The 17,287-nt window shown below is 62.3% G+C and carries 17 protein-coding genes and 1 pseudogene; 7 read left to right on the top strand and 11 right to left on the bottom strand.

The features are described 5' to 3' along the window. The 4 genes from NKJ15_RS16220 to NKJ15_RS16205 all read left to right on the top strand — a co-directional run. Positions 1-617 (top strand): TCP-1/cpn60 chaperonin family protein (locus tag NKJ15_RS16220; protein ID WP_352816206.1); only part of this gene is annotated, 617 nt, incomplete at its 5' end. A 23-nt stretch (positions 618-640) separates the two neighbouring features. After that, a complete protein-coding gene (locus NKJ15_RS16215; RefSeq protein ID WP_352816204.1) occupies positions 641-850 on the top strand; it encodes a hypothetical protein in 210 nt (69 codons plus the stop codon). Positions 851-1,229: 379 nt separating this feature from the next. Next, entirely contained in the window at positions 1,230-1,424 is a 195-nt protein-coding gene (locus NKJ15_RS16210) for a hypothetical protein (protein WP_352541462.1), read from the top strand. 77 nt (positions 1,425-1,501) lie between these two features. Beyond that, positions 1,502-1,684, top strand: coding sequence for a hypothetical protein (locus NKJ15_RS16205; RefSeq protein ID WP_352541463.1), 183 nt, complete (start codon positions 1,502-1,504; stop codon positions 1,682-1,684). A 386-nt stretch (positions 1,685-2,070) separates the two neighbouring features. Here NKJ15_RS16205 and NKJ15_RS16200 read toward each other — a convergent pair. The 10 genes and pseudogenes from NKJ15_RS16200 to iolG form a co-directional block, all read right to left on the bottom strand. Further along, a pseudogene (locus NKJ15_RS16200) lies at positions 2,071-2,558 on the bottom strand (IS66 family transposase); the annotation flags it as partial. A gap of 312 nt (positions 2,559-2,870) precedes the next feature. Beyond that, a complete protein-coding gene (locus NKJ15_RS16195) occupies positions 2,871-3,920 on the bottom strand; it encodes a Gfo/Idh/MocA family protein (RefSeq protein ID WP_352541464.1) in 1,050 nt (349 codons plus the stop codon). A gap of 210 nt (positions 3,921-4,130) precedes the next feature. Beyond that, positions 4,131-5,135 carry a substrate-binding domain-containing protein gene (locus NKJ15_RS16190; protein WP_352541465.1) on the bottom strand — a complete coding sequence of 335 codons (1,005 nt, stop codon included), beginning with the start codon at positions 5,133-5,135 and terminating at the stop codon, positions 4,131-4,133. A gap of 58 nt (positions 5,136-5,193) precedes the next feature. Further along, positions 5,194-6,294 (bottom strand): ABC transporter permease, encoded by a 1,101-nt coding sequence (locus tag NKJ15_RS16185; RefSeq protein WP_156937342.1) that lies wholly within the window; start codon positions 6,292-6,294, stop codon positions 5,194-5,196. Then, positions 6,287-7,027 (bottom strand): ATP-binding cassette domain-containing protein, encoded by a 741-nt coding sequence (locus NKJ15_RS16180; RefSeq protein WP_352686825.1) that lies wholly within the window; start codon positions 7,025-7,027, stop codon positions 6,287-6,289. Before NKJ15_RS16180 ends, NKJ15_RS16185 begins: the two co-directional genes overlap by 8 nt. Positions 7,028-7,164: 137 nt before the next feature. Then, on the bottom strand, positions 7,165-8,289 hold the full coding sequence (locus tag NKJ15_RS16175) for a Gfo/Idh/MocA family protein (protein ID WP_352541467.1): 1,125 nt from the start codon (positions 8,287-8,289) through the stop codon (positions 7,165-7,167). Further along, complete coding sequence (locus NKJ15_RS16170; protein ID WP_352541468.1) at positions 8,279-9,244, bottom strand: hydroxyacid dehydrogenase; 966 nt, start codon at positions 9,242-9,244, stop codon at positions 8,279-8,281. The genes NKJ15_RS16175 and NKJ15_RS16170 overlap by 11 nt, the downstream gene beginning before the upstream one ends. Next, complete coding sequence (locus tag NKJ15_RS16165; protein ID WP_352541469.1) at positions 9,244-10,059, bottom strand: HpcH/HpaI aldolase family protein; 816 nt, start codon at positions 10,057-10,059, stop codon at positions 9,244-9,246. Before NKJ15_RS16165 ends, NKJ15_RS16170 begins: the two co-directional genes overlap by 1 nt. 10 nt (positions 10,060-10,069) lie before the next feature. Next, a complete protein-coding gene (locus NKJ15_RS16160; RefSeq protein ID WP_352816200.1) occupies positions 10,070-11,506 on the bottom strand; it encodes an NAD-dependent succinate-semialdehyde dehydrogenase in 1,437 nt (478 codons plus the stop codon). A gap of 3 nt (positions 11,507-11,509) precedes the next feature. Beyond that, on the bottom strand, positions 11,510-12,517 hold the full coding sequence (iolG, locus tag NKJ15_RS16155; protein WP_352541471.1) for an inositol 2-dehydrogenase: 1,008 nt from the start codon (positions 12,515-12,517) through the stop codon (positions 11,510-11,512). A 107-nt stretch (positions 12,518-12,624) separates the two neighbouring features. Here iolG and iolD point away from each other — a divergent pair, with 107 nt between their 5' ends. From iolD to NKJ15_RS16140, 3 genes are all read left to right on the top strand, one after another. After that, positions 12,625-14,472 (top strand): 3D-(3,5/4)-trihydroxycyclohexane-1,2-dione acylhydrolase (decyclizing), encoded by a 1,848-nt coding sequence (gene iolD / locus NKJ15_RS16150; protein WP_352816198.1) that lies wholly within the window; start codon positions 12,625-12,627, stop codon positions 14,470-14,472. A gap of 125 nt (positions 14,473-14,597) precedes the next feature. Continuing rightward, positions 14,598-15,497 carry a myo-inosose-2 dehydratase gene (iolE, locus tag NKJ15_RS16145; protein ID WP_023676597.1) on the top strand — a complete coding sequence of 300 codons (900 nt, stop codon included), beginning with the start codon at positions 14,598-14,600 and terminating at the stop codon, positions 15,495-15,497. 3 nt (positions 15,498-15,500) lie between these two features. After that, complete coding sequence (locus NKJ15_RS16140) at positions 15,501-16,316, top strand: SDR family oxidoreductase (protein WP_352541473.1); 816 nt, start codon at positions 15,501-15,503, stop codon at positions 16,314-16,316. A gap of 73 nt (positions 16,317-16,389) precedes the next feature. On the opposite strand, the gene NKJ15_RS16135 is transcribed toward NKJ15_RS16140, so the two are convergent. Next, positions 16,390-17,265: a MurR/RpiR family transcriptional regulator gene (locus tag NKJ15_RS16135; RefSeq protein WP_352449995.1), complete on the bottom strand. Its 876-nt coding sequence runs from the start codon at positions 17,263-17,265 to the stop codon at positions 16,390-16,392. Positions 17,266-17,287 lie beyond the last annotated feature (22 nt).

Raw genomic sequence — 17,287 nt, 5'->3', positions numbered from 1 at the left:
AGGCGCGCGTCCAGCAGATCAAGGGGCAGATCGAGGAAACCACGTCCGACTATGACAAGGAGAAGCTGCAGGAACGTCTCGCCAAGCTGGCGGGCGGCGTTGCAGTCATCCGCGTCGGCGGCGCCACCGAATCCGAGGTCAAGGAAAAGAAGGACCGCATCGACGATGCGCTGAACGCCACGCGCGCGGCCGTTGAAGAAGGCATCGTTCCGGGCGGCGGTGTCGCGTTGCTGCGCGCCAAGGCTGTGCTGAACGGGATGACCGGAGCCAATGCCGATGTGACAGCGGGCATTTCGATCGTGTCGAGAGCGCTCGAAGCGCCGATCCGGCAGATCGCCGAGAATTCCGGCGTCGAAGGTTCGATCGTCGTCGGCAAGCTCGCCGAGGGCAAGGATCACAATCAGGGCTTCGATGCCCAGAACGAGGTCTATGTCGACATGATCAAGGCCGGCATCGTCGACCCGGCGAAGGTGGTACGGACGGCGCTGCAGGACGCGGGCTCCATTGCGGCGCTTCTGATCACGGCGGAAGCCATGATCACCGACGTTCCGGCTCGGGATGCCGCACCGGCAGTTGGTGGTGGCGGCGGCGGTGGCGGCGGCAGCATGGGATACTGAGACCTTGGCGTCCGGAGAAGCCCGTGCGTGAGCCGACGCTGCTTCCGGTATTCGGCAGACTTGGGGTCAAGCCGCCGGTCGGCGTTGCGGCCACGCCGGGCAGGAGAATGAAGAACGGGGTACCCCGCATGCGGGAGGGCATCTCACGGCACGGGGGCATGGCTTTGAAGGTGTGCGTGGTGCTGTGGACAGTCGTTGGCCTGGCGGCAGTCTTTGTCATTGTGCAGGCCTGAACCGATCGACACAAATTGGTGCCGGCAAAAATGAATAGGACGCGACTATGGCAAACCGCTACGCGTTTCGCATGGACCGCCCGGACAGCTGGACCGTTTTCGACGTTTTCACCGGCCAGCCCGCCGAGTCCGATCACAAGATCGGGTCGGCATCAATGCCGGCGAAGCGGACGAGATGGTCGGCCGGCTGAACGATGAAGACGCCAAGCGGCGGGAACAGGCCGGCCGCTGAGCTAGCACACCGGCGAGCAAATTCGCCGGAATGATTCGCTAAGCACCTGTGCGGGGCGTACAGTCCGTTGTCGCCGGCCACAGAACAATGGGCACCGGCGCTTGAGAGCGTCCATCGTACTCCCGCCCCCTCGATGGGAGCCGCATTATGGACAACGATCAATCGGCCGATGTGATTTCGACTTTTGACTGCAATATCCTGCGTGACGCGTTCAGAACATCGGTCATTGAAAAGCAGATCCCCGAGGATCAGTGGCAGGCATACGCCGCGCTTTTGATCCGCGACTATACCGGCAACTCCGATTTTAATCCGGCGTTGCTGGCCTGGATCGTGCGACCGTAATTTTATCGCCGTGCAAGGTGCCGGGGCGGACAGCCGCTCCGCGCTCTCTTTCATTTTTGCCTAAAAGGATAATAAGCATGAGGTACATGAAAACTCCGGACGCTCCGGCCATACCGGTCAAGCCAATCGTCGAAACTGGAAAAATCCTGTCGAAGCGGCTGACGATCAGAAGCGACGAAGCAACAAGACGAAAGTCCGCCGACACCGACGGCACGGTGCGGCGGGCGCGTCAAATTGCGGAAAGCAACCGCCTGATTTGATGCCCCTATGTCCCTTTGGGCAAAACCCGGACATCACCCGATGCCTTGGTACAACGTTCGCGTCATGCCGGAGAGCGACATTCGGTCATTCTATCGATATGTGAAGTCGCTCGGTGATCCCGGCGCCTTCCTCCCGAGAACGGCGAGACCGGGGGAAGAGCCGAGGACGCCCTTCGTCACGCTGGAGCCACCGCAAATGCCGGAACCTTGTTCACGCGACCTGGACTGCGGCGTGGGCGAAGTTTGCTCGGCCGCACCAGTCCGCCAATGCGTTAAGAAGTAGGCACCTTGGGCAGCGGCCCTCTTAAGACAGCCGACCCCAACTACGCGGTAGGGCGAAACCTTAAGTTTCGGAATAGTAGCGAACGCCGCCCTCGGGCCAGACGTCAAGTCAGACCGTCAATGATAAAGCTTAGGGTGAGCGCCTCGCGGATCGCCTGTGGATTTGGGCTTGACGTTTTTCGGAATCGCCAGGGCATGAGTTCCTCGATCTGGGTCTGCGGATGGCCGTTTGATGATGGCGTCGAGGGTTTCGGCGAGGTAGGCGACCGGGTTGACGTCGTTTAGCCTGCAGGTGGCGATGGAGGCGAGCAGCGCCCAATTTTCGGCCCCGACTTCGTGACCTGCAAACAGGGCATTTTTTTCTGGTCAGGCATACTGGCCTGATCGCGTTTTCGACCGGGTTGGTGTCGAGTTCCAGGCGGCCATCGTCCAGGAAGCGGGTCAGGCCTTGCCAGTGGCCGAGCCCATGCCGGATGTCTTCGGCCAGGCCAGAGCCGGAGGAGATCATCGATAGCTGCTTTTCGAACCATGGTTTCAGGGCAGCGATGATGGGCGCGGAATGCTCCCGTCGGGCGGCAAGCCGGGCTTGAGGTGATGCGAGCATCCGCGCGTGATCCGCACCCATTACCCCTACGCCGATAAATCCAACGCGTATACTCAAGTTGACCTCCGTATTATTCCAATGCGTTCAGTCAAGCCAGCCGGTTGTCCGGGCTTTTCCGGCCTCGTGCGAGTCGGCGGCCGCCTGGATGAATTTCACCCAGCGCAGCCCGTCGAGCACGTTCGGAAACAAGATCGTGACTGCCTCCGCATGAACGGTTGCACGGTACAACGCGGTACGCGATGCCGTTTCGTGAGACGCTTCTCGCAATGAATCCTGGCCGGCTCCGCGGGCGAAAGCGCGTCAGAGAAGCAGCCGCTGGTCCGTTGTAGGCAAGATGCGGATCATATCCGCAGTAGGATGAACCTGCCGTGCCGGCGTGTCTATCTTCTGAGGCTGACCGGTGCTGGCGGCGCGCTCAATGGCAAGCAGGGCGCGCACGTCGGCAAATCCTTCTCCACCGTCGGCTTCAGGCGGTTGTGCATTCAGGATGCAGTCGGAGAAATACGCGGTCTGTCCGGCGAAATGGTCTGTCTGCGGGAACGTCGTTTCGGTTCTGATGTCGCCATGCCGAAGCTTCATTTGCACGGCAGTCTCGAAACGGAAGCCAGGGTCGGCTGTTACGCTCCCCTTCGTTCCGGCCACGTGGTAAAAATCCGAATTGTCCGCGCCGAAGCTGGCAATGAACTGTGCAAGCCGGCCCTCGGGGAAGCGCAACGTCACGGCAATGCTTTCCTCTACCTCCCCGACTGAGGCGCTGCCGAAACTCCTTACCGCGACTGCCTCGATCGGCTCAGTGGCAAAGATATGGCGCGCGGCATTCAGGCAATAGACGCCGATGTCCTGCAAGGGACCGCCCCAATAGGCGGCCTTGAGGCGGTGATTGTCGGACGACGCTACGAAGGAGAAGACCGCGGCAAAGATGCGGGGATCGCCGATCTCACCGCTGCGGATGCGCTCCAGCACCTCGACAGTGCCGGGCTCGTTGTGCAGCCGATACGCCGTCATCAGGTACGCTCCGCTCTCATTGGCGGCGGCGATCATCGCCTCGCATTCCGCCTCGGTCGTGGCCAGCGGCTTCTCAACGAGCGCGTGCTTGCCGGCTCTCAGGGCTCGGATCGCATAGTCGGCATGCATGGAGTTCGGCAATGCCACGTAAACTGCATCGGCGACGTCCGATGCGAGCATCTGGTCGTACTGCTCATAGCTGAAGACGTGTTCCACGCCGTAGAATTCGGCGAGCTTAGCGGCGTTTTTGGCCGAGCCGCTGACGATCGCCGTGATTGTCGAGTTTCCGGTCTGGGACACACCGGGCATAAAGGCTTCCTGTGTGATCCAGCCCGCGCCCACCACGGCATATCGTATCTTTCTCAATTGCTCCTCCCGAATGGGATCACTCCCGGCACTCGTCTAAAAATGGTCACGCCGTGGCCAGCGGAGCGTCTCTGAGGCCTGACGGCAGCGGTCGATTTGAGCCAGTCGCTCGATGGGTCTGTTGTCGCCTCTCAGGGGCAAAGGCGGGCAAGAGTCATCCCTCGCCCGCCGCAGAGTTGCGCCCCCCGCCTACTTTCCGATGCAGGTGTCGGCGGTTTCGGGGGTGCAGACGTCGAGACCGGTGTAGGTCGGGTCGGCCGGCGCGGGCTTGCCGTCCTTGATGTCCTTCAGCGCCAGCATGGTCTTGTAGCCCATTTCGAACGGCCGCTGTCCGACCTGGCCGAGCGACAGGCCTTCCTTCATCTGGTCCATCTGCACCGGCAGCGTGTCGGCGACGACCAGAGCCAGCTCCTTCTTGGCGATCTTATCCTTGTACGGCTCGACCGCAGCGCGATTGGCATCCGGTATGAATTGCGGAAAGCCGCCTGTCGGCACGAAGGCGTCGAGGTTTGGCGTCTTCGCCATGAAGTCCTGGAACTGCTGAACCGACAGAGGGAAGTCGTCGTTGGTATAGAGAGGGCAGCCCGGTGCTTCCGTCCAGCCGTTCTGGCCGGTCAGGGCATCACCTGGCGAGGCAGCCGACTCCTTGCCGGCCAGCGTATCGCGTATACCCTTCATGCGCTCATTGTGGTTGGCCGCGGCAGCTCCGCCCGACTGGATACAGATGGTACCGCCTTTCGGCTTGATGGTCTGCACGATCTTGGCGAGGTTGACGCCAATTTCGTAATTGTGCGTGCCGATATAGGCGACACGCAGGTCCTTGTTCTCCGGTAGCACATCCGAGTCCCAGGTAAGCACGGGAATGCCCGCTTCCCTGGCGGCCTGAAGCGCGACGGCCATTGCCGCGGCGTTCGACGGGGCGACGGCGATGCCGTCGACCTTCTTGGCCACCAGGTCCTGCACGATCTGCACCTGCTCCTCGCCGCCGCCATGCTCGCCGGGGCCGATATACATGCATTCGATCGCGCCGCTGGATTCGGCTTCGGCCTTCTTGCAGCCGTCACGAGCCTGGTCGAAGAAAGGATTGTTCATGTTCTTCGGCACAAGGGCGAAGACGTATTTCTGCTGGGCATAGGCCTGCCCTGCCATCAGCGCGGAAAACGCCACGGCCGCCGTCAGAATGTATTTTTTCACCTGTTCCTCCACTTTGTTTTGACGTCCACTATCCCCGACGGCTTGCGGCCGCCGGATTCTATTTGCGCTTCCAGGTAAACATACCCTCCAGCGTCGCCCGCAGCGACTTGCCCGAGGTCTGCATGCCGAGAAGCACGGCAAGAATGATGAAGGCCCCGACAAAGGCGCCCTGCCAGTTCGAATCGATCCCGGCCATCAGCAGCGCGTTGCGGATGACCTCGAGGAAGGCCGAACCGATCACAGCGCCAAACGCGGTTCCGTAGCCGCCCATCAGGCTGGCCCCCCCGATGACGGTGCCGGCGATCACCCTCAACTCGTAGCCGGTTCCCATCGCGTTGATGGCCGAGCCGCTGTAGCCGAGCAGCAGCAGGGACGCGATCGATGCGGTAAATGCGCAGAAGACATAGGCCTGGAATTTGATCCAGTCGACGGGGACGCCGGTCATCCGCGAGGCGTTCTCGTTGCCGCCGATCGCGAAGAGGTGGCGCGCCCAGGCGGTGAAAATGAAGACGGAGCCGACGATGAGCGCGAGGATCACCATCACCCAGAACTGCGAGGACAGTTCCGGGATCCAATGAGGCACCCAGCCGTCAGGCGTGTGCCTCGGCCATTTGGCCTGGCCGATGGCCTTGACGATCGGCGCATCGGGTCCGAACTGGTAAAGCATCTGGTTGCCGGACAGCACGACCGCCAGCGAGCGCGCGATCGACAGCATGCCTAGCGTCACCACGAAGGACGGCATGCCGATATAGGCCACGAAGAAACCGTTAAAGGCTCCGCAGGCGATGCCTGCGAGCAGACCCGCGCCAAACGCCACATACCAAGGCTGGTGCCAAGTGAGCAGCAGGCCGGCGACGATCGCGACCAGCCCCATCACCGAGCCGACCGACAGATCGATGCCGCCGGTGATCAGCACCACCGTCATGCCCAGCCCCATGATGGCGATAGGTGCAAAATTGCGGGTGGTGTTGGTAACGTTGTCGACCGTGCCGAAGCTGGGCTCCAGCCACGTCATGAAGACCACCAACACGAAAAGCGCGATCGCGACCCAGAAGGCCTGGCTGGCGATCATCTTCTGGAAAACGCTCTGCTCTATTATGCCGACCACATCACCGATGGACGCATGGCCTTCCTTCAGCATGTCGCTCTGGCTATGCATCACGGATTGCTCCCGTAATTAGGCCGGTGATCTCCTCCGGCGATGTCTTCTCCGTCGCCTTGTCGGCCACTTTCGAGCCGCGTCTCAGCACGATGATGCGGTCGCAGACCGCGAACACATCGGGCATGCGGTGGCTGATCAGCATTACCGACACATTTTGCGATTTGAGCCGCCGGATCAGCTCCAGCACCTCGGCTACCTGGCGGACGGAAATCGCCGCGGTCGGCTCATCCATCAGCACGAGCTTGGAGTTGGATAGCCGGGTGCGGGCAATGGCGACCGCCTGCCGCTGGCCGCCTGACATTTTTTTGACCAGATCGCGCGGCCGCGTCTCCGACTTCAGCTCCGCGAACAGTTTTGCCGAGCGGTTGATCATCGTCTGCTTGTCGAGCACGCGGAGCGGCCAAAACCCCTTCTTCATCTCGCGGCCGAGAAAGACATTTTGGGCGGCCGTCAGATTGTCGGCCAAGGCCAGATCTTGATAGACGACCTCGATCCCTTCGCCCCGTGCCTCGATCGGCTTGTGGAAATGGCAGACCTTGCCGTCCACCGCGATTTCGCCGTCGGAGGGTGGGAAGTTCCCCGCAATCAGCTTCACCATGGTCGATTTCCCGGCACCGTTGTCGCCCATCAGGCCAACCACCTCGCCGGCAGCAACCGCGAAGCTAACATCTGACAAGGCGCGGATAGCACCAAAGCTTTTCGAGACGCTTCGTACGTCCAGCACAGACACATTCTCCTCCCTGTGCGACGTCGACTTGAGCACTCAGCCGACGTACCTCTCTCCGGCTGCAATCTATATTGCAAAATGTATAAACATGCAACGTTTATTTCAGACGCATGCGGGGCGGCGACCAACTCTCCCTCGCATCAGTCTGTTCGCAGCCACTTGCTCTCCCGGGCCGAGCCCTGAATTGCCTCCACGAGTTCCTGGATGCGTTGGCCGGCCCGGAAGCCGAAAGACTCGTCTCGCTTCCCGGCGATCGCATCGACGAACCGCGCAATCTCGATAGCCTTCAGATCGTTGAAGCCGAGCTGATGGCCTGGTGCGACGCAGAAGAATCCATAGGGATCGTGATCCGGACCGGCCTCGATGCGCCGAAAGCCACGCCGGCCGCCGGGATCGGCCGTGCTGTAGAAATGCAGCTCGTTGAAGCGCTCCTGGCTGAAGACGAGCGCCCCCTTGGTGCCATAGACCTCGAAATCGTGCTGCATCTTGCGGCCGGTGGCGACCCAGCTCGCTTCGATGCTGCCGGATGCACCATTGGCAAAACGCAGAAATGCGCGACCGATGTCGTCGACCTCGATGGTCCGGCGCCCGCCTCGGCCATCCTGACGGCTCGCTATGACGGTGACGGAATCGCCGAGGACCCGTTCCACCGAGCCAAGCAGAAACTCCGCCGTGGCCAGAGCATGGCTGCCCAGATCCACCAATGCGCCACCGCCGACAGGATCGTGCCGGAAGGTAAATGGGCTTTCCGCATCCGCCATGTAATCCTCGGCGTGAATGCCGCGATAGCTGCGGATCTCGCCCAACTCGCCCGCGCGGATCATCTGCCGCGCCAGCGCGAGCAGCGGGTTGCAGAGATAATTGAACCCGACCTGCGTCCTGACGCCGGCCGCTTCCGCCGCCTCGGCCATCCGTCGGGCATCCGCCGCAACGGGCGCCAGCGGCTTCTCGCAATAGACGTGCTTGCCGGCGGCAATGGCGGCGAGCGCCATCTCCTTGTGGAAGGCGTTCGGCGCCGTGATATCGATCATATCGATCTCCGAGTCCTCGACCAGACGCCTCCAGTCCCCGCTCGCCCGCGCGAACCCCAAGGCCTGCGCCGCCTGCGCGGCGAGGTCATCGGTTCTGTCCGCAACCGTGTGGAGCACCAGTTCGTAGGGAAGATCGAAGACACGTTGTGCGGCAGCAAAGCCGAACACATGGGTCTTGCCCATGAAGCCGGTGCCGATCAGGCCGATTCTGAGTTGAGGTTTTTCACCGGCCATTCAACGCGGCTCCGTTTACCACCAGCGCCGAGTCAATCCGCCCGGCGAAAAAATCGAGCACGTTCCGCACGGACGAGATCGCCATGCGTTCTCCGCATTCGGCGGTGAGCCCGGCTATATGCGGCGTCAGAATCACTTGGTCGAAGCCGAAGAGCGGATGGTTCGCGGCAGGCGGTTCATCGTCGAAGACGTCGATACCGGCTGCGGCGATGCGCCCCTCTCGCAGCGCCGCGATCAGCGCCGCCTCGTCGACCACGCCGCCCCGCGCAGTGTTGATGAGTACGGCAGTCGGCTTCATCGCCGAGAGTTCCATTGGCCCGATCACCGGGCGCTCGGCCTTGGGTACGTTGACGGAGATCGCATCGGCCCAGGCGAGTCCCGTTTGCAAGTCGCTCACCGACGCGACCGGCCCCTCCGGCCAGCCTTGCCTTGCAAGGAATGGATCATATGCGCGCACGTTCATGCCGAATGTCGCCGCCATGCGCGCCAAGTGGCGGCCGATCCGGCCGAACCCGAGGATCAGCAGTCGCTTGCCCGCGAGTTCGTTTGGCTCCAGCCGGTTGCGCCAACCCCATTCGTTGTCGCGGACCGAACGATCCGCGCGGATGAGCCGCTTGGTTGCCGCCAGCAACAGCATCATAGCGTGCTCGGCCACCGACACCGAATTCACGTCGCCGACTATCGCCAGCGCGATACCACGTTCGTTGAGAGAAGGCAGATCCACGGCGTCGTAGCCGACGCCATGGCGCGAGACGATCTTCAGTCTCTCGGCGCGTGCGACGGTCGGAGCCGACAAGGGCTGGGTGCGGATGACGAGACCATCGGCCTTGCCGATCAGAGGTGCATAGCTTGGCTCGGAGACATCTTCGACATAGTCGTAGGTGACGCCGGGCGACCCATCGAGAAGTTCGATGCCGCTCGGATGAAGCTTTCCGGCGACCAGGACGTGGGGCATCAATAGCCTCCCTTGCCGGCTTCGGCCGGGACGGCTTTCGCACCCGTCAATTCGCGGAAGCGAGCGACACTTGCCTGCGCGGCGGAGGCAAGCAGTCGGGAGTCACCCGAGATGGTTGTCATCTCGAAACCCCATTCGACGGCACGTGCGGCGTAGTCGGCCGTGCCGCAATGGAGCGCGGCGCGTTTGCCGTTCCTCTTGCAGGCCGTAACGATCGTCCGCAGAGCGGCGATCATGTCAGGCTCCTCGCGATCGAAGGACGGCGCGAGACGCCCCTGGTGCAGGCTGAAGGTCAGGTCTGCGGGACCGACATAGATGCCGTCGAGCCCTGGCGTTGCGGCGATCGCATCGAGATTGCGCATTGCCTCGGCGGTCTCGACCATGGCGAAAGCCAGGATCTCGTCATTGGCCTCGGCCGCGTAGTTGGCACCCGCCGAGAAGTTGGCACGCGTCGGCCCAAAACTGCGCTGGCCGGCCGGCGGATAGCGCAGGTAGCTGACGAGCTGAGCCGCCTGTTCCGGCGTGTTGATCATGGGACAGATCACGCCATAGGCGCCGGCATCCAGCACCTTCATGATGATGCCCGGCTCCAGCCACGGCACGCGCGCCATGGGCACCACCCTGGATGCACGCATCGCCTGGAACATCGGAAGCAGCATCGAATAGTCGAGCGCGCCGTGCTGGACATCGATGCTCACGCTGTCATAGCCCTGCGCGGCCATGATCTCGGCGGTGAATGGATTGCCGATCGAAAGCCAGCCATTGATCGTGGGCCGCCCTTCGGCCCAGATCTGCTTGAGCTCGTTCTTGATCAAGGCGGCCTCCTCAGAACACGATCTGCGCAAGCTTGGTGTCGAGGTAGTCACCGATACCTTCGCTGCCGCCTTCGCGACCCATTCCGGAATATTTCGTGCCGCCGAACGGAGCCTCGGACGCGGCAAGAGCGAAGCTGTTGATGCCCACCATGCCCGCCTTGAGCTCCGCGACAACTCGCCTGGCCCTGTCTGGACTGCGGGTGAACGCATAGGCCGAAAGCCCCACCGGCGAAGCATTTGCTCGCGCGAGCACCTCGTCGTCGGAGCTGAATCTGGCGATCGCCGCGATGGGTCCGAAGTTCTCTTGGGCAAAGACCGTCATGTTGTCGGTAACGTCACTGAGAGCGGTAGGCTCATAGAAATGGCCCGCATTGAACGAGGCGGCGCGACCAGCTCCGGTCGCTACTTTTGCTCCGGCCCCCACCGCGTCGTCGACGATGGCTTCGATCTCCGCAAGCCGGCGGTCGCTGATTAGCGGTCCCATCTGAACCGAGGGGTCGAGGCCGTCGCCCAGCTTCAATGCTCTTGCGCGTTCGACGAAGCCTTCGACGAAAGAGTCGTGGAGGCTTTCGTGGACGAAGAAGCGATCAGGCGTCACGCAGACCTGCCCGGCATTAGCGTATTTGGTTGGCACCGACAGGTTGAGCGCAGTGTCTAGATCTGCATCGTCGAAGACGATCAGCGGCGCGTTGCCGCCAAGCTCCATCGACACCTTCTTCACCGTGTCGGCGGCATCGCGGATCATTTGCTGGCCGACTCGAGTGGAGCCGGTCAGCGATACCTTGCGGACAGCAGGCGAAGCCATGATGGGCGCATAAGTCGTGTCCGTCAGGCCGATGACGAGGTTCACCGTGCCGGCAGGAAGCCTGCCGGCGCGCATGCAGTCGACCATCACCATCGCCACGCCGGGAGTCTGGCTCGACGGACGGATGATAGTCGAACAGCCGGCAGCTAGCGCCGGCGCCACCTTGCGGGCAACCAGAGCAGCCGGAAAATTCCAGGCCGTGAACGCTGCCGCAACCCCGACCGGTTCGCGCAGGACCTCAAACCGGCCGCCCGGTACGCGGCTTTCGATGACTCGACCATAGATGCGCCGCGCCTCTTCGGCATACCAGCGGAACTGGTCGATCGAGAGTCCCCATTCCCGCTCAGACTGGGCGATTGGCTTGCCGGTCTCGGTCGAGATCATCCGCGTCGCTTCGTCCTTGCGGCGGATCATCTCGTCGGCGATGGCGTGAAGCGCGTCAGCCCGCTCGAAGGCGCTTTTGACTTTCCAGGCGGCGAAGCCGCGGCCCGCACTTTCCAGAGCCTCCTCGGTATCGACGAAGGCGGCAGATGGCGCATTCCCAAGTGACTCTTCTGTGACCGGGCTCAGGACCGTGGAGGTGGCATTTCCGAACGCCGGTCGCCAACGACCATCGATAAACAATCCGTATTTCGCGTACATGGCTTATCCGATCTCGCTGACCTTCACGGAGCGGCCTTCGACCGCCGATTTCATCGCCGCTTCGGCCAAGACCAGAGCGCGGCGCCCGTCCTCGAAACCGACCAGCGGCCGCTCGGCCTTCTCGACGCAGGTAACGAAGGCGTCGATCTCGGCATCGAACGCTTCGCGGTATCGCTCGATGAAAAAGTCGAGGTAGGGCGTGGTGGCTTCGGCCCGCGCGGCCGAGTAACGGCGCAACTCATGAGGCTTCCGGTTGCCGCTGATCACCATGCCGGTGCTGCCCAGAAGCTCGACGCGCTGGTCGTATCCATAGGTTGAGGTGCGGGAATTGTTGATGTGGCACTGCTTGCCGCTTTTGGTTCGCATCACGACCATGACGCTGTCGTAGTCGTTTAGTTCCTCCATCATCGCCGGGTCGATCAGCCGGCCTCCTATGGCGAACACCTCCTCCGGCTCCTCTCCCAGCATGAAGCGGGCGAGGTCGAAATCGTGGATCGTCATGTCGCGAAAAAGCCCGCCCGCGACCTCGTAGTAGGAACGGGGCGGCATGCCAGGATCACGCGAGGTGATGATGACCTGGTGCAGGTCGCCGATCTCGCCGGATCGTACGGCGTTCCACGCCGCACGATGACCGGGGTCGAAACGTCGGTTGAAGCCGATCTGGACCGGCACGCCCTTGGACAAAATTGCTTCGGCGCAACGGTTCACCCTTTCCAGACTAAGATCGATCGGCTTCTCGCAGAGCACGGGTTTGCCAGCGGCCACCGCCTTTTCGATGTAGTCGGCATGCGTGTCAGTCACCGTCGCGACAAGGACCGCATCTACATCTGCCGAGGCAAATACCTCGTCGGCGGATCCCGAAGCGCGAACGCCGTGCCGCGCCGCGACAGCCTCCGCGGACGATTCGTCGATGTCATAGACGGTGGCCAGTTCCGCACGGGGATGCGCGGCGATGTTTGCCGCATGCATCCTACCTATCCGACCACAGCCGAGCACAGCAATCCTGAGCAAGAAATCCTCCCGGTTTGAATTTTTGCAATGATCGTTGCAAACATATTGATTTGTCAATGGGCATTCCGTATAGATTTGGAAAGACCGTCGTTAGGGAGGAGACAAAGATGACCAGGGCCACCGTCCGTCTGACCATGGCACAGGCGCTCGTGCGCTATCTGTGCAACCAGTTCACGGTCGTCGACGGCGAGAAAGTTCCGCTTTTTCCGGGAGTCTTCGCCATCTTCGGGCACGGCAACGTGACGTGCCTTTCTGAAGCACTCGAGGCGGTGAAGCACATGCTGCCGACCTGGCGCGGCCAGAATGAGCAGTCGATGGCGCTTGCAGCGATCGGCTTTGCAAAGGCGAAGCGCCGGCGCCAGATCATGGTTGCGGCGACCTCGATCGGTCCGGGTGCGCTGAACATGGTGACGGCGGCGGGTGTCGCCCATTCGAACCGGCTGCCGGTGCTGATGCTCTCAGGCGACACCTTCGTCAGTCGCCGGCCCGATCCGGTCATGCAGCAGGTCGAGCACTTCGGCGACCCAACCATCAACGTCAATGACGCCTTTAAGGCGGTCACGCGCTACTGGGACCGCATCGTCCATCCCGAGCAGATCATCTCGTCGTTGCCGCAGGCGGTTGCGGTGCTGCTTGATCCGGCCGATTGCGGGCCTGCCTTCATCGCTTTGCCGCAGGATGTGCAGGAGATCGCCTGGGATTATCCCGAAGCCTTCTTCGAACAGACGGTGAATGAGGTGCCGCGCCCCCGGCCCGATCGCAGCCGGCTCGCCGAAGCGACCCGCCTCCTCAAAGGCGCAAAGCGGCCGCTGATCATCTCGGGTGGTGGCGTGCGTTATTCGGGTGCCGAGAAGGTTCTTGGCGATTTCGCCAAAAGGCATGGGATCCCGCTCGCGGAGACGATTGCCGGCAAAGGCACGGTTACGCACGACCACCCCGCGCATGTCGGACCGATCGGCATCGTCGGCTCAACCTCCGCCAACGCGCTGGCGGCGGAAGCCGACGTGATCATCGCCGTCGGCACACGGCTCATGGACTTCACCACCGGATCCTGGAGCGCCTTCTCGGCCGACGCAAAGTTCGTCTCGATCAATGCCGCACGCTGGGATGCCACCAAGCACCGGGCGCTCGCCGTCGTCGGCGACGCGCTGGAGACGGTGAGCGAACTCGAAGGTGCCCTCGGCGACTGGAAAGCGGAGAGGGCCTGGACAGACAAGGGTCGCATCGAGTTCGCCAAGTGGAACACGATGCTTGACGGCTTCCAGAAGCCGACCAACGAGCCGGTCCCGACCTATGCGCAGGTCGTAGGCGTGGTGAACGCCAAGGCGGGCGAGCGTGACCTGCTGATCACCGCGGCCGGTGGACTGCCCGGCGAGGTGATGAAGAACTGGCGGGTGAAGGAACCCAACACTTTCGACTGCGAGTTCGGCTTCTCCTGCATGGGTTATGAAATCTCTGCCGGCTGGGGCGCGGCCATGGCCGACCCTACCCGCACGCCGATCGTCATGATCGGCGACGGCACCTACATGATGATGAACTCCGACATCTATTCGTCGGTGCTCGCCGGCCACAAGATGATTCTCGTGGTATGCGACAATGGCGGCTATGCGGTGATCAATCGGCTGCAGAACGCCAAGGGCGGCGCCTCCTTCAATAACCTTATCAAGGACTGCCGGGTCAAGGAGCCGTTCTCGGTCGACTTCGCCAAGCACGCGGAAGCCATGGGCGCGCTGGCGCGGCGTGTCGAAAGCCTTGCCGATCTCGGCCAAGCGATCGAATGGGCGAAGACCACCGACCGAACCACCGTCATTGCCATCGTCTCCGACGCCTTCAGCTGGACGCCCGGGGATGCATGGTGGGACGTCGGCGTGCCCGAGATCAGCGGGCGCCAGCAGGTCCGCGACGCGCATGCCGCGCAAACCGAAGGTCGCAAGAAGCAGCGCGTGGGTGTCTGAACCGTTCGGGCGCGCGGGGGCGTCCCCTGCCGGAACGATGCAAAACTCCCTGAGCATTGTTCCGGCAGTTTTTTGTCGCTGCGCAGGCAGCCAGCAGCATTCGAAAATCATGATTGGAGATGACGATGAGAGCCAAGCTTGGCATCGCGCCGATCGCCTGGTGGAACGACGACCTTCCCGAACTGAGCGACGACGTCTCGCTGGAGGAGTGCCTGCGGCAGGCCCGTGAGGCCGGCTTCACCGGCATGGAGACTGGCCGCCGCTTCCCGATGGACGCGGCCGTGCTTGAGCCCATCCTGAGGCAGCATGCCATGAGCGTCTGTGGCGGCTGGTTCTCCGGCCGCTTGCTGGTCGGCAATATCGATGAAGAGAAGGACCGCATCGCCGCGCAGATGGAGTTGTTCAAGGCGACCAACGCGCCCTGCATCGTCTATGGCGAGACGGGTCGCACCATTCAGGGCGACCGCGGAACGCCGCTGGCTATGCGCCCGCGTCTCGACGACGATCAGATCAAGGCCTACGGCCGTAAGCTCACCACTTTCGGCGAATGGTGCGCGGGTCAGGGCATGCCGATTTGCTACCACCACCACATGGCCGCGCCGATCGAAAGCGAACAGGACGTCGATCTGCTGATGAAGCATTCCGGCGAGGGTCTGCCCCTGCTCTACGATGCCGGCCATATGGCCTTTGCCGGCGGCGACGTGCTGCGGGTGGTGGACAAGCACCACGCCCGCATTTCGCATGTACACACCAAGGACATCCGCCAAGCGGTCGTGGACGGGCTCGACCGCAGCCGGGAAAGTTTTCTCGACGCAGTGGTAAAGGGGGCCTTCACCGTACCCGGTGACGGCTCGCTCGACTTCGAGGCGATCGTGAAGCGGCTGGCCTCCTACGGTTACGAAGGCTGGTTCGTCGTTGAAGCCGAGCAGGATCCCGTCAAAAGTCCGCCACTCGAAATGGCGAAGATCGGGCATAAGGAATTGCGGCGCGTCATGGCCGCGGCTGGCTACACTGTGGAGAGCTGAAGTATGAATCGCATGGATGGAAAGGTCTGCGTTGTCACGGGTTCAACGCAGGGGTTGGGAGCGGCCATTGCGCGCCGGCTGGCGGAAGCCGGCGCTGCCGGTCTTGTCACTCTCGGCCGCAACGAGGCGAAGGGCCGTGCCGCGGCCGAGGCGATCACGCACGACACCGGCGTGCCTGTCCACTTTGTCAAGGCCGATCTCGGCAAAGTCGAAGATTGCCGAAGCGTGATGGCGGAGGCCGAGCGCGTTTATGGCAAGATACATGTGCTGGTGAACGCCGGTGCCCGCACGGACCGTGGCACCATCCTCGATACCTCGCCCGAACTTTTCGACGCCCTGTTCGCCGTCAACGTGCGCGGACCCTACTTCCTGATGCAGGAGGCCATCCGCCGCATGATCCGCGACGGCATTGAAGGCGCCATCTGCAACATCGGCTCGATCTCGGAACATGCCGGCCAGCCTTTCATCAACGTTTACTGTGCCACTAAGGCGGCGCTGGCGACGCTGACCCGCAACACGGCGTTTTCCGTGATGAAGAACCGCATCCGCGTCAACCAGCTTGATGTCGGCTGGATGGCCTCCGACCATGAGCGGGAGTTACAGGCGAGTGAGACGGGCGATTCCAATTGGGAAGCGAAAGCGGTCGCAAACCTGCCCTTCGGGCGCCTGATCGACCCCCGCGAGGTCGCGCGGGCGGTAAACTTCCTTGTTTCGGACGATGCCGGGCTCATGACAGGTTCGGTGGTGGATTACGACCAGACAGTCCTTGGTGCCGCATCCGGCCCCATGGCCGTGCCTGAAAAGGCGATGGCGTTTTAACCTTCCGACACCGATTGAGAATCGACGGCCGGAGGATCGCCGGTGCTGCGACAGGTTTCGCGGTTTGGAGTCCCTACCGCTCGGTAACCGTTGGAATGCGGGGATTGACTGCGTTGTTCTGAAGCCTGGCCGCCAAGGCCACGGTCAAAGCCTGGGCAAGACACATAGGAGCCGCCAGCGAGCGCGAGAAAGTGTATTCGTGCTCCGGAACGGCGAAGAGAACGCGCGCGCTCTTGGCCAATGGAGACAGCGTGCTGTCCGAGATCGCCACGATGGGTATACCTCTCCCCGCGGCTTCTTCCACAACATTGACGACCTCGTTCGCATAGAAGCGGAACGACACCGCAAACAGCAGGTCCGTCTTCCGCATCGCGCGGGCCATATGCGTGGCCAGTCCGCCGCCCGGATCCAGGAGCACGCAGCGCTTACCCAGCATGGTCAGTATATAGCGAAGGAGTTCGACGACCGGTGCCGAGCGAAGTTGTCCCATCAGATAGACGACGTCGGCCTTCTCGAGCAGGCTAACGGCTTCCGCCAGATCCTCGGGCTGAATACCGGTGAGCATCTCTTTCAGGGACGCGATGTCACGGACGACCAGATCGTGCATGAATCCCATCTCGCTGCGATCCGTCCGCTCCCCCAGTTCCTTCTCCAACGCCTTGACGCGGGCTTCGAAGCCGGGAGCCGCGGTGGACAATCGTTTCTGGAAGAGGCTCTGCAGGTCCTTGAACCCCTCATACCCCAATGCTTGGGCAAATCGGACGAAGCTGGACGCGTGAACGCCGCTGCCTTCCCCGATCGAGTTCACCGATCGCACCGCGACGTCATTCGGATTTTGGGTGAGATACAACGCAATCTTCTGGTACGACTTGCTCATCCCATCATACCGGTCGTGTATCACGCGGATGAGATCCTCATAGTCCTTGGGAGCCTCGACCTTCTCGTCCACGATGCACATCCTTGCAATTTTT

This window comes from Mesorhizobium sp. M0207 (assembly GCF_040321995.1).
Lineage (GTDB): Bacteria > Pseudomonadota > Alphaproteobacteria > Rhizobiales > Rhizobiaceae > Mesorhizobium.
The sequence above is the reverse complement of the archived record's forward strand: the minus strand, read 5'-3'. Positions and strand labels throughout refer to the sequence as shown.

What these genes read in the sequence shown, in the direction of transcription:
- NKJ15_RS16160 (WP_352816200.1), bottom strand. Translation starts at nt 11,506, where the DNA reads ATGTACGCGAAATACGGATTGTTTATCGATGGTCGTTGGCGACCGGCG.
- NKJ15_RS16175 (WP_352541467.1), bottom strand. Translation starts at nt 8,289, where the DNA reads ATGGCCGGTGAAAAACCTCAACTCAGAATCGGCCTGATCGGCACCGGC.
- NKJ15_RS16205 (WP_352541463.1), top strand. Translation starts at nt 1,502, where the DNA reads ATGAGGTACATGAAAACTCCGGACGCTCCGGCCATACCGGTCAAGCCA.
- NKJ15_RS16185 (WP_156937342.1), bottom strand. Translation starts at nt 6,294, where the DNA reads ATGCATAGCCAGAGCGACATGCTGAAGGAAGGCCATGCGTCCATCGGT.
- NKJ15_RS16170 (WP_352541468.1), bottom strand. Translation starts at nt 9,244, where the DNA reads ATGCCCCACGTCCTGGTCGCCGGAAAGCTTCATCCGAGCGGCATCGAA.
- NKJ15_RS16140 (WP_352541473.1), top strand. Translation starts at nt 15,501, where the DNA reads ATGAATCGCATGGATGGAAAGGTCTGCGTTGTCACGGGTTCAACGCAG.
- NKJ15_RS16210 (WP_352541462.1), top strand. Translation starts at nt 1,230, where the DNA reads ATGGACAACGATCAATCGGCCGATGTGATTTCGACTTTTGACTGCAAT.
- iolE (WP_023676597.1), top strand. Translation starts at nt 14,598, where the DNA reads ATGAGAGCCAAGCTTGGCATCGCGCCGATCGCCTGGTGGAACGACGAC.
- iolD (WP_352816198.1), top strand. Translation starts at nt 12,625, where the DNA reads ATGACCAGGGCCACCGTCCGTCTGACCATGGCACAGGCGCTCGTGCGC.